Annotated in this window: 13 protein-coding genes; 5 read left to right on the forward strand and 8 right to left on the reverse strand. The window is 67.1% G+C overall.

Annotated features, from left to right (window positions below; genetic code table 11):
* Positions 1–107 precede the first annotated feature (107 nt).
* The 3 genes from ACH4DZ_RS33740 to ACH4DZ_RS33750 all read left to right on the forward strand — a co-directional run bounded on the left by ACH4DZ_RS33740 (position 108) and on the right by ACH4DZ_RS33750 (position 2,403).
* On the forward strand, positions 108–650 hold the full coding sequence (locus ACH4DZ_RS33740; RefSeq protein WP_398291568.1) for a hypothetical protein: 543 nt from the start codon (positions 108–110) through the stop codon (positions 648–650).
* Positions 651–734: 84 nt separating this feature from the next.
* Positions 735–887: a helix-turn-helix domain-containing protein gene (locus ACH4DZ_RS33745; RefSeq protein WP_398291682.1), complete on the forward strand. Its 153-nt coding sequence runs from the start codon at positions 735–737 to the stop codon at positions 885–887.
* Positions 888–1,341: 454 nt separating this feature from the next.
* Positions 1,342–2,403: a DUF3987 domain-containing protein gene (locus ACH4DZ_RS33750; protein WP_398291570.1), complete on the forward strand. Its 1,062-nt coding sequence runs from the start codon at positions 1,342–1,344 to the stop codon at positions 2,401–2,403.
* Between the two features lie 52 nt (positions 2,404–2,455).
* Here the strand turns inward: ACH4DZ_RS33750 and ACH4DZ_RS33755 are convergent, their stop codons facing one another.
* The 6 genes from ACH4DZ_RS33755 to ACH4DZ_RS33780 all read right to left on the reverse strand — a co-directional run bounded on the left by ACH4DZ_RS33755 (position 2,456) and on the right by ACH4DZ_RS33780 (position 7,160).
* Complete coding sequence (locus tag ACH4DZ_RS33755) at positions 2,456–2,923, reverse strand: hypothetical protein (protein ID WP_398291572.1); 468 nt, start codon at positions 2,921–2,923, stop codon at positions 2,456–2,458.
* A gap of 83 nt (positions 2,924–3,006) precedes the next feature.
* Positions 3,007–3,249 carry a DUF397 domain-containing protein gene (locus ACH4DZ_RS33760; protein ID WP_398291574.1) on the reverse strand — a complete coding sequence of 81 codons (243 nt, stop codon included), beginning with the start codon at positions 3,247–3,249 and terminating at the stop codon, positions 3,007–3,009.
* Between the two features lie 651 nt (positions 3,250–3,900).
* Positions 3,901–4,731 (reverse strand): helix-turn-helix domain-containing protein, encoded by an 831-nt coding sequence (locus ACH4DZ_RS33765; RefSeq protein ID WP_398291576.1) that lies wholly within the window; start codon positions 4,729–4,731, stop codon positions 3,901–3,903.
* Complete coding sequence (locus ACH4DZ_RS33770) at positions 4,728–5,252, reverse strand: DUF6879 family protein (RefSeq protein ID WP_398291578.1); 525 nt, start codon at positions 5,250–5,252, stop codon at positions 4,728–4,730. The genes ACH4DZ_RS33765 and ACH4DZ_RS33770 overlap by 4 nt, the downstream gene beginning before the upstream one ends.
* Positions 5,236–5,427, reverse strand: coding sequence for a hypothetical protein (locus ACH4DZ_RS33775; RefSeq protein WP_398291580.1), 192 nt, complete (start codon positions 5,425–5,427; stop codon positions 5,236–5,238). The genes ACH4DZ_RS33770 and ACH4DZ_RS33775 overlap by 17 nt, the downstream gene beginning before the upstream one ends.
* 467 nt (positions 5,428–5,894) lie before the next feature.
* On the reverse strand, positions 5,895–7,160 hold the full coding sequence (locus ACH4DZ_RS33780; protein WP_398291582.1) for an LCP family protein: 1,266 nt from the start codon (positions 7,158–7,160) through the stop codon (positions 5,895–5,897).
* A 118-nt stretch (positions 7,161–7,278) separates the two neighbouring features.
* Between ACH4DZ_RS33780 and ACH4DZ_RS33785 the strand changes: the two genes are divergently transcribed.
* The gene (locus ACH4DZ_RS33785) at positions 7,279–7,824 is read left to right on the forward strand and encodes an acyl-CoA thioesterase (RefSeq protein ID WP_398291584.1); all 546 of its coding nucleotides are present in this window, start codon (positions 7,279–7,281) and stop codon (positions 7,822–7,824) included.
* 213 nt (positions 7,825–8,037) lie between these two features.
* Here ACH4DZ_RS33785 and ACH4DZ_RS33790 read toward each other — a convergent pair whose 3' ends face one another.
* Positions 8,038–9,495 (reverse strand): LCP family protein, encoded by a 1,458-nt coding sequence (locus tag ACH4DZ_RS33790; RefSeq protein ID WP_398291586.1) that lies wholly within the window; start codon positions 9,493–9,495, stop codon positions 8,038–8,040.
* Positions 9,496–9,613: 118 nt separating this feature from the next.
* Between ACH4DZ_RS33790 and ACH4DZ_RS33795 the strand changes: the two genes are divergently transcribed.
* The gene (locus ACH4DZ_RS33795) at positions 9,614–10,642 is read left to right on the forward strand and encodes a glycosyltransferase family 2 protein (protein ID WP_398291588.1); all 1,029 of its coding nucleotides are present in this window, start codon (positions 9,614–9,616) and stop codon (positions 10,640–10,642) included.
* Positions 10,643–10,750: 108 nt separating this feature from the next.
* On the opposite strand, the gene ACH4DZ_RS33800 is transcribed toward ACH4DZ_RS33795, so the two are convergent.
* On the reverse strand, positions 10,751–12,478 hold the full coding sequence (locus tag ACH4DZ_RS33800; RefSeq protein ID WP_398291590.1) for an LCP family protein: 1,728 nt from the start codon (positions 12,476–12,478) through the stop codon (positions 10,751–10,753).
* Positions 12,479–12,512 lie beyond the last annotated feature (34 nt).

The raw sequence follows: 12,512 nt of genomic DNA on the forward strand, positions 1-12,512 counted from the left end.
CTGATCTCTGAACCCCACCAGCGGGGCCCGGTGCCAAGTTTGCGTCATGACCACCCTGGGCTGTCAACACAGGGTGGACCACCCTGTGTGGTGCTACAGTGAGAGGTATGGAAGCAGATGAGAGCGGGTTCGAGATCACTCAGCAGCAAGGAAGCTGGGTGGTCCGGATGTGGTGGCCGACTGGGCCGGTGACCGGGGGACCGCAGCGCATGACCGTGGAGCCCGCCGACGACGCGCCCCCTCGTGACGCGGTTCGGGGTATCTCCACCACCGTGCTCCGCAGGCTGGACATCGCGGCAGCAATGAACGTGGCCAAGATGGCCCCGCAGGCTCAGCGCACGTTGGAGAACGTTGCGACGAGGCTCGACGAGTCTGGAGAGGCAGCCGGTCTGCTCCTGGCCAATGAGGGGGTATCCGAGCGGTACTTGGCGATGCTTGCTGCCACGTACACAGGGATGGCCGACAGTGGTGCCCCTGCCCCTGTTCCGTGGTTGGCCCGGCTAATCAAGCGTCGCCCCGAGACGGTCAAGGACCACTTGAAGAAAGCGCGTCGGGACGGGTTTCTGAGCACGCTTGCCGGTAAGGCCGGAGGCGAACTGACTGAGAAGTCCAAGGCAGTGCTGGACGCCATGGTGAGCGCGGACGGTTAGTAAGACTCTTCCCGAACCGCACATCCAACTACCCCCGAGGCGACTCGGGGGTTTTCTTTTCCTGGAGGACGGATGAACAAGCTGATGACTGTGGACAGCGTGGCCGAGTACTTGAACAAGCCCCGGTCGTGGGTGTACGGCAATTGGCAGCGAGAGGAAATTCCGTTCCGGAAGGTGGGTCAGTCCCTCCGCTGCCGACCGGCCGACCTGGAAAAGTGGTTGGACAACCAGAAGTGAAGAACTGAACTAGGCGCACGCCCCCGAGGTTGATTCGGGGGCTTTTTGTTTGCTGAGAGGGCTACGTGACCAAGACAATCCCGCCCGTGGACGAGCCGGGACAGACCGAGTTGGAGCGGTGGGCGACTGCGCTGCTGGAGGCGGCTGACGAAGAGGTATGCGAGGGGTGGCCGGGCTTCTGGCCGGAGCAGGCGGAAACGGAGTTCGAGCGAAGTGGCAGCGCAAACCGGGATGGTTCCTTTGGGCTGGGCCCCCATCGTGGCGACCCTTCCCACCTACGATCCGGAGTTGAGCTACCGAGAATTGCAATCCGTCATGCAGCAGCGCCCCGGAGCGGATGAGCCGGACCACTGTGGCGAGTTGCTTTCTCTGCTCTCCGCAGCAGATGGGGAGGGCGCGCGCCACGGTTCCGGCTACGTGGTGGCACGCCGGAGCTATCCCCAGAGTCCTGCCGATGGGCCGGATGGACGTCCGCAGTTTCGTGTGTGAGGAAGAGTGGTCAGAGGTACTGCGCAGAGTGAAGCGGGATGCGTCGTTCACGACCAAGCTACGGAGCGCGTGGGATGGCGCAACGCTGCGGAACACCACCAAGGAAGAGGCGCAGGAAGTACGCGACCCCGCCATGGTTCTGCACTGTCACGTCACGCCCTCTGACTGGGCGAAGTATGTGGGTGAGTCGGAAGCGGCGGGCGGCTCTTACAGCCGCATTCTTCCGTTCCTGCTGGGGTCGGTGCCTCTGCTGGATGACGACCGGGTGAGCCCGCCCGAGGTGGACGGGCGGGACCTCTCCGACGCCTACGGTTGGGCCACTGCCCGGCAGCGCGTGATCAAGCTTGCGGAGGATGCCCGGCCGCTGTGGCGGATCGTGCGCCGGTATGCGCGCATCTTGGGCGAGATCCTGCCCGAGGGGCAGGCCGTGTTCATTGAACGGACCGCAGAGCAGACGCTCAGGGTCGCTGCCTGCCTGGCCGCCTCCGAGTGCTCCGAGACCATTACGGGAGAGATGCTGTCGGCTGCCTTCACTCTGGTTCGCCGGTCCGTCCAGGACGCCGTCCGGATCACGAAGGGGGCTACCTCTCCGAAGGTGAAGCGTCAGCCGCTCAGCCTTGAGGACAAGGTGCGGGCCCGGATCGAAATGCACGGCGGACGCGCTACGTCCTCTCAGGTACTCCCGTATGTGGGGGCGACTGCCGCGGAGGTCAAGGAACTGACCGGAATCGCGGTGACCGTGGAACGGGCGGGCAAGACCGGCCGACCAGCCACCATTTTCTCACTCCGCGGTGACGCTTTCGGTGACTCCGTGCCGCACCCGGCCAGCACGGGCAGCGACCAGAAGCGGGACACTTCCCGTCACGCAGAGGCCCGGCCGGCCAGCGCGGAGCGTGAGCAGAACCGCGCGCGAGTCGTTCGCCTCGATGCTTACCGCCCGGCGCCCAAGCAGGCTTCCGAGCCTGCGGCGGAACCGAAGCGCCCGGAACCGCCCGCCGACTCCAACCCCTTCCGCGCACTGCTCTGACCAACCAAAGAAACAGCCCCGGCCGGTGGCCGGGGCTTCTTTGTTGCTTTGATCATGCGACTGGGCAGGCCAGTTCAGGATTAGCGCGATTCGGGGAGCAGGCCACCACTGCCAGGGACAGATACGAGGGGCGTTCGAGGTAGAAGCCGAACGACACATCCGCCCCCGATTCCAGCCGCTCAGCAACGGAGTTGACCAGCGTGGCCAGGTGGGTGGTGTCGCGGTCCCTCTCGGCGGCGAACCGGTGCGCGTACTCGGCCAACTGTTCCCCGAACCAGGCCGCTGCTTCCTTGGCCTCATCCCAGGTACCACGAACTAAGGAACGCGGCTTGATAAGCCAGTACGCCGTTTCCAATGGCGGCAGATCCGAAGTGGGGAACTCGGCGGCTACCTCGCGGTACCGCTGAATCAGTTCCGGCCTACTTCCGGCCGGGGGCGGCTCAGGATGCACGGGCCGTCGTAGTGCTTCCTGGTCGAAGCGCTCTTTCGGGCCGGTCCACAGATAGCCGTGGTGGTGCACGAATCGTTCCCGTTCGAGAGGTGCCAGCCGGGCCGGACCCAGGGACGGGGGATGGACCCGGCCCGACTGACGGGAGGGGAGGATCAGATAGTGAGGCCGAAGTGCGCCGGGTCGATACCGGCCGCGTCCAGTTCCTCCGTGGTGAACCGCAGCGGTTGCGCCTGAGGCCGCTTGCTGTCACCGACCGCCCAGAGGCCATCACCGATCCGGGCCAAGGTCACGCACGACTCGCCGTCCGGGTGGGTGTTCCCCCCCCCCCCCCCGCACGCCTTCACGAATGAGGCCCCGCTGATGTCGAGTGCGTACAGATCAATTCCGTTCTGCATTACTGCACCTTCCTCTCAACTGATCGCGGTCATGAGTGACCGCCGCCGCCCATGTCGGACGGAAGTTCACACCCCCGCACATGCGGTAGGGGCTCTACTCGGCGCGAACGACCATCGCGAACGACGTACGAATGCGCCGGAAACTCGCGTGCCCAGACCGGCCGGTATGGCTTAGGCACTCCACGTCAACGGATGCCGAGTCATCGGAAGGTGTCGCCTTCCACTTGCAGTGCAGGCACTCGGCCTCGAAGGTGACGCCCGTGTCGGGATGCTCAGTGATCCGGTGCATCACGTGACGCATGGTCGCTCTGATGCTCACAGCCCACCCCTACGGCTCCGCGCGTTGGACTCAGCAACTCGGGTGCTCAGTCCCTCTGTCGGGCGGTTCGGTGGGGGTTTGTAGTCAGGGCACTTCGCGCTTCCGCACTCGCAGCGGGGCCAGCGCAAGGCCGAACCGGGCGCCAGGTCGGCGCCCTCGGGGCCGGGGGTGCTCCTGTGCATCGTGAGTACGCCGCCGACGCCGAATGCTCCGGAGAGACGGGAGAGGAACTGTCGGGCCTCACTGCTGCCCAGATGATCAGCCGCTCCGGTCCCGTGTGCCCTGCTGTCGCTCACCATGGCGCCTATTTTCTGCGGGCCACGGTTGAGTCTCTAGCCTGTTTCCTGTTCCCGCAAAAAATCGTCGCGGATGTCTTCAATCAGATTCCGCATATCTTCGCCGGTCAGTGCTATTCGTTGAAATCCATCAAATTTGTCGACGTAAAGACCCACGTCCCGTGGATCAGTGACGACGACCTCCGCGTGAACCGTTTCCACCGTCACCATGCGGTCGTCGCGGATTACGAACGCGTGATTCGCAATATCTCGTTGCTGAACTTTCAGGGGAACTATGCGAATGTCCACGTGGGAGAGTCGCGAAATGGAGACGATGCGGTCAAGCTGTGCAGCCATCATCTGTGGCGACACGATTCGCCAGTGAAGAACGGGTTCCGTGATGATAAACTGCAGTGATTTCGTGTTGTCGTAGAGGATTGCTTGCCGTTCAAGTCGACCATTGATCGTCCGAGTGAGCGCATCTTCACTCAGGTTATGGCGTTGCAGAATGGCCCGGATGTACTCCGGAGTCTGGAGCAGACCCGGCACCAGTGCGGGCTGAAACAGTCGCAGCGTCGACATCTGGGCTTCCAGGGCCTTGGCAGCCTGCTGGCCTTTGTGGACCCCGATCCGCTTGAGCAGGCGCCACGCTGTCGCCTCTGTCGCCGATGCGCGTGCGGCCTCTGAGTACTCCGCCTTGACCTGGTCCGAGACGCCGATGGCGGTCAGAATGCGCTCTACGTCTGTCGAACTGGGTGCCAGCTTCGCATTCTCGATCTTGGACAGCTTGGACGGGGACATGAGAGCGCTACGGGCTACCGCTTTGGCTTCCTTACCGGATGCCACTCGCAGCGCCCGCAGCGCGGCTCCAAGCTGTGCTCTGTTCACGTCCCGTGCTTAGCCCACCACTCGGCGAACGGTTCCGCGTGCGCGAGTGCCGCGTCACGATACCGCCTGAATTCCGCCGTTCGTTTCGGAGAAAGTACTTCCGAACCCAGATACTTCCCCGTTCCGTCGTAGTTCATCACGGCCACGGAATCGGAGTCGAAGAACCAGAAATCCGGAACGTTCTGCAAGGGGTTGGGTTTGTGGGTGATGTCCAGGATGAAGAACTCCTCGCCCCCGGCTGTGTTCTTCTGGTAGCCCCAGCCGAGTTCGAACTTAAGGTAGTCCGTGAGCGGGCGGGACAGAATGTGCACCCGGTAGACCCGCTTCCCCTTGTCGGTGTGTGAGCGGAGTTCTTCGACCCAGCCCGCGTTGTAGTCGTCCGGCTGCGACTCTCCGGCCAGGAACGCGTGATACGCGTCAACGTTCCCGGATTGGCTGTAGTCGTCCAGGGTTTCCAGTCGGAATGCCTCACGCTCGAACACGTCGAAGAGGTTGCCGAGAGTCCTAGATGAGGTTGTCACGGATGGCCTTCTGGATCAGTTCCAACGGGATCTCGACCAGGGTTTCATGAGCGGGAATCCGAAGCCCGTGGTCCGCCGGAGTCTCGCCCTGGACCAAGAGCGTGCCGCGATCCGTCGCGTAGATCGTCGGACAGTCCTTGATGTCGCACGTGCTGACCAGCTTGGTGACTTTCATAGTCCGGGTTCCCCTCTCCCATGCTGCTGCCAGTTCCCAGCATCTGGGTTGATGCTCCCGAGGCCAGGCCGCGCGGGTCAAGCGATCACGGTTGACGGAACGGGAAACCGCGTAACCTCCCCGAAGCCTGCCGCTCCTCCGTCCGGTCGGGGAGGCTGTCGCCAGTACCGCGCCGACCTGGGCAGACTTTTGACGATCATGGGGAAATGCTGGGGAGGGGCCCTATCAAGAGGGGTGTCTGTGCAGGTCAGAGCCGTATGAGTCGTGAAGCACGTAGATCTATGAGGGCACCAACCAGGTCCAGCGGATCGTGATGGCCCGCAACCTGCCGTAGGACACCTGCCGTAGGACACCTGCTGTAGGACACCTGCCGTAAGGCACCTTGCGCGGCATGCGAGAGGCCCCCGGAACCGAACCACTGGTTCCGGGGGCCTCTCGCATGCCGTGACGGCGGGGACCGGTACTGCCTACCGGCTGCTCGTCACCGTGACCTTCTCGTCGTTCTTCAGCTGCTCGACCAGCTGCTTGACCTTGGCGGTGTCCCACTGGAGGTTGCCGTTGCCGGTGTTGCCCGAGATCGGCATGTTCATGGACTTGCCGTCGCCGCTGGTGACGCCCTTCATGGCCAGGAACATCGAGCCGAGGTCCCACAGGGACATGTCCTTGTCGACGGTGAGGGTGTCGAGGCCGGAGCTCAGGGTCGGGTACAGCTTGAAGGGGTTGAGGACCGTGGAGGGGGTCGCCGTCTGGTTGGCGAGCGCCGAGAGGAACTTCTGCTGGTTCTTCGTACGGTCCAGGTCGCTGCCCGCGAGCGCGTACCGGGTGCGGACGAAGGCCAGGGACTGCTCGCCGTTGAGGGTCTGCTTGCCCGCCTCGAAGTCGGCGCCGGACTTGGTGTCCTTCATGCCGCCCTTGGGGATCTCGATCTCCACGCCGCCGACGGAGTCGACGATCTTCGCGAAGCCGGCGAAGCCGATCTCCGCGTAGTGGTCGATGCGCAGTCCCGTGTTGGCCTCGACGGTCCGTACGAGCAGCTCGGGGCCGTCCTCCGCGTACGCCGCGTTCAGCTTCACCTGGCGGCCGGTGCCCTGGAAGGTCTTGCCGGACTCGGAGCCCTTGAAGGTGGGGATTGTCACGTTCGAGTCGCGGGGCAGGGAGACCATCGTGTTCCCGTTGTCACCGACGTGCAGGATCATCATCGAGTCCGTGCGCTTGCCGTCGGCGGAGCCCGTGTGGAGCTTCTTCTTCTCCTCGGCGGACATGCCCTCGCGGCTGTCGGAGCCGACGATCAGGTAGTTCGTGCCCTCGCCCGCGTCGGGACGGTCGATGACCTTCGACAGGTCGACGTCCCGGTTGAGCTTGGAGTCGGCCCAGAAGTACGTGCCGACGGAGACCACGACGAACAGCGTGACCACGGTGATCGAGATCCACTTGATCCGCCGGCGCCAGTTCGGCGCGGGGCGGCCGGGTCCGCCGTCGGGGCCCTGCGTACCGCCGCCGCCCCCGTAGACCTGCCCCGTGTTGTATCCGCCGTAGCCGTTGTCACCGTGACCGTCGGTGTACGACTGCTGCGGCGGGACCCCCTGGGGAGGCGCCGAGGAGTGCGGGGCGCCGCCCGGGCCGCGCTGCACCTGTCGCATCACGCGGGCACCCTCGGGCTGGGCGCTCGCGCTGCCACGGCCTTGGCGGTCGCCGCCGTTGTTTCCGGACCATCCCTGGGGCCAATCGTTCATGCGACCCAGTGTGCAGTGCCCGAGGGTGTGGCATACAAGGGTCTTCGGAAAATCGGATCAGGGCTGTTGCCAAGCTGATGCAAAGCGGGTCCCGCGCGCCCCGGCATAGGGTGGCGACATGACAGACCAGGCCACCAACCCGGAATCCGATATTCCGGGCAAGCCGACTTCGGCGTCCCGGACCACCCTCAGCCACATCATGAGCCACAACGACACCAACCTCCTGGGGACGGTGCACGGTGGAGTGATCATGAAGCTGGTCGACGACGCGGCGGGGGCTGTGGCGGGGCGGCACTCGGGCGGGCCCGCCGTCACCGCGTCCATGGACGAGATGGCGTTCCTGGAACCCGTACGCGTGGGTGACCTGGTCCATGTGAAGGCGCAGGTCAACTGGACCGGGCGGACGTCCATGGAGGTCGGTGTCCGGGTGCTCGCCGAGCGGTGGAACGAGTCGACGCCGCCGCAGCAGGTGGGGTCGGCGTATCTCGTCTTCGCGGCGGTGGACGCGGACGGGAAGCCGCGGCGGGTGCCGCCTGTGTGTCCGGAGACCGAGCGGGACGAGCGGCGGTACCAGGAGGCGCAGATCCGGCGCCGGCATCGTCTGGCCCGCCGTCGGGCCATTCTGGACCTGCGCGAGCGCCGCGCGGCGGAGGGCCTGGACTAGCCCACCCCCGCCTGCGGCCCGGCGGAGCCACCCCAAAAGACTGCGCCGTTCCCCGCGCCCCCAAATGACTGCGCCGTTCCCCGCGCCCCCAGAGAGATTGCGCCGTTCCCCGCGCCCCTGAAAGCAGGCCGTCCTGCACCCGCGGGTCCACCGTGGCTGGCCGCGCAGTTCCCCGCGCCCCTTTAGGGGCGGGTGCTACCCGGTGGTGTCCGGCTACGGGCAGATCACCTCGTCGCCGGTGACCGTGTCGAACTCCCCCCGCCCCGGATCGTCCGCCCGGACCTTGCGGACCCCCGAGAAGTCCGCCCCCGCGAGCACCTTCATCACCGGCCCCTGCCCGGTGACCGCGTGCAGCTCACTGCCCGGCAGCGCCGCCGCGAGCGACTTCGCGGACCGGTCCCAGCGGGGGTCGTACCGCACGACGGTCCGCCGCAACGTCCGGTCCTGCGCGTTCACCGGCGCCCGCGTCGTACGGAACCCCGTCCCGGCCAGCCCACTGTCGACCCGCCGCCCCAGCCCGGAGGTCATGGTCCCGTTCTCGACCTGCACCCGGATCTGCTGCGGAGCCACCTCGACGCCGTGCACCTTGGACCGCACCCGGTGCGGAGCGAGCGGCTTGTCGTCGCGCAGGGTCCCGAAGAGCCGCCCCGCCTTCTTCGCGTCCCACTTCAGCGTCGAGCCGATGCCCTTCACGGCGTACCCCATCTGCCCGATCGGCACGGTCGTGAACTCCGAGGACGACGGCGAGAAGCCCCGCATCGCCCGCCCCAGGGCGATGAGTTCGTTCGTCCCGAAGCCCTTGTCCGCCCGCACGGAACCGAGCACGGACTGCGTCACGTCGCGGAACCTGATCGGGTTGAGCAGCACCCCGGACGACGTGGCCCGCGCGATCAGCGCTGCCAGGAACCGCTGCTGACGCTGCATCCGGCCGAGGTCGGAGGCCCCGTCCACGTGCCGCGAACGCACGTACTGCAGTGCCTGTCCGCCGTTCAGATCGTGCGTGCCGGTCCCGAGGTCGAGACCGGTGACCGTGTCCTTGAGCGGACGGACCGTGCAGATCCGCACCCCGCCCAGCACGTCCACGGTCTTCATGAAGCTGATGAAGTCGACCTCCAGATAGTGGTCGATCTTCACGTCGGTCATCTTCTCGACCGTGCGCACGGTCAGCTGCGGCCCGCCCTCCGCGTACGCCGCGTTCAGCTTGACCGGGTGCGCCTTGTGCCGGTCGCCGGTGGTCCGGTCGATGTGCGCGGGCGTCTCGGCGTACGAGTCGCGCGGCAGGCTCACCACGCTGGCCCGCCGCCGGTCCTCGGACAGGTGCACGATCATGACCGTGTCCGTGCAGTGGCAGGGGGCGCCGCCGAGCCGGTACTCCTCCCTCTCCCGCGCGGTGATCCGGTCCCGGCCGTCGGTGCCGACCAGGAGCACGTTCATGCCGTGGCCGCGGGCGGGCCGGTTCTTCATGTCCTTGAAGGGGTCGATCCGGTGGATGTCGGAGTCGAGACCGGTGACCACCGCGTGTCCGACGCCGGCCGCCGCGAGCACCGCCACGGACAGCGCGGTCGCCACCCGCGTGGCCCACTGCGGCCGGCCGGCCCGTACGGGCTGCCGTACCGGGCGCTGTCGCGGGGGAGGAGCGGGGGAGCTGGGCGGGGTGGGCAAGGCGGACACCTCCGCGTCGGCCGGGTGTGGGGGTCCGTGAGCACCGTAGGCCCATACGATCTGCTGCCCGGTGCAGGGACCGGGCGGCGCGCGTCGGTGTCCCCCGTTCGCGGTAACGTAATCCGCGATGAACGCCGAACCCGCCGTGCAGCTTCCCGCCGTATCCGTGATCATGCCCGTCCTCAACGAGGAACGGCATCTGCGCGGAGCCGTCCAAGCGATCCTCGCCCAGCAGTACGCGGGCGAGATGGAGGTCGTGATCGCCATCGGTCCCTCCACGGACCGTACGGAGGAGATCGCGGCCGAACTCGTACGCGAGGACCCCCGGGTGCACACGGTCCCGAACCCGACCGGCCGCACCCCCGCCGCGCTGAACGCCGCGATCAAGGCGTCCCGCCACCCGATCGTCGTCCGCGTCGACGGGCACGGCATGCTCTCGCCGAACTACATCGCGACCGCCGTGCGGCTCCTGGAGGAGACCGGCGCGCAGAACGTCGGCGGCATCATGCACGCCGAGGGCGAGAACGACTGGGAGCACGCGGTCGCCGCCGCCATGACCTCGAAGATCGGCGTGGGCAACGCGGCCTTCCACACGGGCGGCCAGGCGGGTCCCGCGGACACGGTCTACCTCGGTGTCTTCCGGCGGGCGGCGCTGGAGCAACAGGGCGGCTACAACGAGGAGTTCGTCCGCGCCCAGGACTGGGAGCTGAACTTCCGGATCAGGGAGGCGGGCGGCCTGATCTGGTTCTCGCCCGAGCTGCGGGTCTCGTACCGTCCGCGCCCCTCGATGCAGGCCCTGGCCAAGCAGTACAAGGACTACGGCCGTTGGCGCCATGTCGTGGCGCGCTACCACTCCGGCTCCATCAACCTGCGCTACCTGGCGCCGCCGACGGCGGTCGTCGCGATCATCCTCGGCCTCGTGGTGGGCGCGGCGGTGACCCCCTGGGGCTTCCTGGTCCCCCTCGGCTACCTGGTCGCGATCGCGGCCGGCTCGCTGCCCGCGGGCAAGGGACTCAGTCTGAAGGCACGGCTGCGGATCCCGGTGGCGTTGGCGACCATGCACATGTCGTGGGGCTGGGGCTTCCTCACCAGCCCCAAGGCGCTGGCCAAGAAGGTCATCGCGTCCCGCCGTCCCGCGGTACTGAGCGAGACCTGAGCGCCGGGAACCCGAACTGCCGAGGGGCCGGAACCGCTGTCGTCGTGACAGTGGTCCCGGCCCCTCGCCGCTCCGGCGCCGAACTCGGTACCGGACCCAGTACTGAGCTCAGTACTGGTACGGCTTGTACACGGGCATGCAGGCGTCCTTCTCGGAGCCGTTGAGGGCGTCCGCGCTCGCGGGCAGGTCACCCGCGTCGGGAGTGTCCTGCTTCGGATAGGACGTGCCCTCCCGCCAGTCACTGCCGACGGTCAGGGTGGTGGTGACGGCGTCGGCCGTGGCGCGTACCTGACTGCTCGGCACACCGACGGCCTCGGCCACGGACAGCGCGTTCGCCCTGCCCTGCGCCCCCGAGCTCTTCGGGTACGTGACCTGCGTCCGCGAGCTGGGATCGGCCTGCGCGTTCGCGGTGGCCCTGGCGAACCCCTTGCCCTGCAGGGCGCCCGCGATCGCCGTAGCCCGGCTGCCCACCGGCGCCAGCTCGCTGTCGTCGCCGGCCGTGCCGTTGACGACCGTGACGGCCAGCCCCTCCGCGGGTGCCGCCGCCGGCCCGGTCGCCGTCGGGCTCGCGGACGCGCCGCTCTCGCCCTTGCCGCTCTTGCCGCCCTTGTCGAAGGACACGTCGCCCCGGACCATCGACCACACCTTGTCCGCGTCCGCGGGCTTGGGAACCAGGTGGTTGGGGTCCAGCGGGTCCGGCACCGTGGGCATGGTCGTCATGGTGAACCGGTCCATCGGCACGGACTTGAGCTTCATCGCCAGGTCGTACAGCTTCTTGACCGTGCCGATCTCCTCGGAGACCTCAAGGGAGTCGGTGGCCGCCTCGGCCAGCCCCATCAGCCTGCCGCTGTCGGTGAAGGCGTTCTGGCCCTTCAGCGTGCGGATCATCGAGTTCATGTACATGTGCTGGGCCTTGGCGCGGCCCAGGTCGCTCTCGAAGGCGTGCCGGGTGCGCAGCCACTGCAGGGCCTGCTTCCCCTTGATCTTGTGGCTGCCCGCCTTCAGCTTCAGACCGGAACCGCCGGAGACGCCCGGCAGCGAGCGGTCCCACACGTTCTGCCGCACACAGACCTCGACGCCGCCGATGGCGTCCGCCATCTTCACCACGCCGCCGAAGTCGACCATCATCCAGTGGTCGATGTAGACACCCGTGAGGTTCTGCCAGGTGGCCAGCGTGCAGCCGGCCCCGCCGCGCTGCAGCGACATGTTGATGATGTTGTTCGTCTCGGGGTACTTCTCCCCGGTCTCGGGATCCTCGCACTCGGGGATCTTCACCCGGGTGTCCCGCGGGATGCTCACGACGGAGGCGCTCTTGCGGTCCGCGGAGACATGAACCAGCATCTGGACGTCGGCCAGCGGCTTGCTGCCCACCTGGTCCTTGCTGCCGCCGAGCTTCACGTTCTCTTTCGAGTTGCGGCTGTCGGAGCCGAGCAACAGGATGTTCAGCGGCGTCTGACCGGCCGCGTTGGGCTCCGTCCTCTTGACGTCCGACTCACCGTTGTTGCGCTTGCCCTTGGCTATGTTGCCGTTCAGATGGCGGTAGTAGAGGTATCCGGCGCCGGCCGTCCCGAGTATCAGTACCGCCAGGACCAGCGCGAACCACCGGAGTATGCGCCGGGGTTTGCCGCCCCGCCGGCTCGCCCGTCTGCCGCCGTCCCCGCCGTCGTCGCCGCCGTTCCCGCCCGGCGCGGTCCGCGCCGCCGGTACCTGCCGCGCCTGCGTGGAGTCGCCGCCGCTCGATTCACCCGTATCCGAGGAACCGTCACTCCGGCTTCGTTCCCCCGCGTGCGAGTCGCGTGGGCGAGCCCCCTCCCCACGCACACTGCTCTGCGCCATGTTCCTGCCTCCCCACCCTGCGCCTGACACAGGT

Source organism: Streptomyces sp. NPDC017991 (genome assembly GCF_044328075.1).
In the GTDB taxonomy this organism is placed as follows: domain Bacteria; phylum Actinomycetota; class Actinomycetes; order Streptomycetales; family Streptomycetaceae; genus Streptomyces.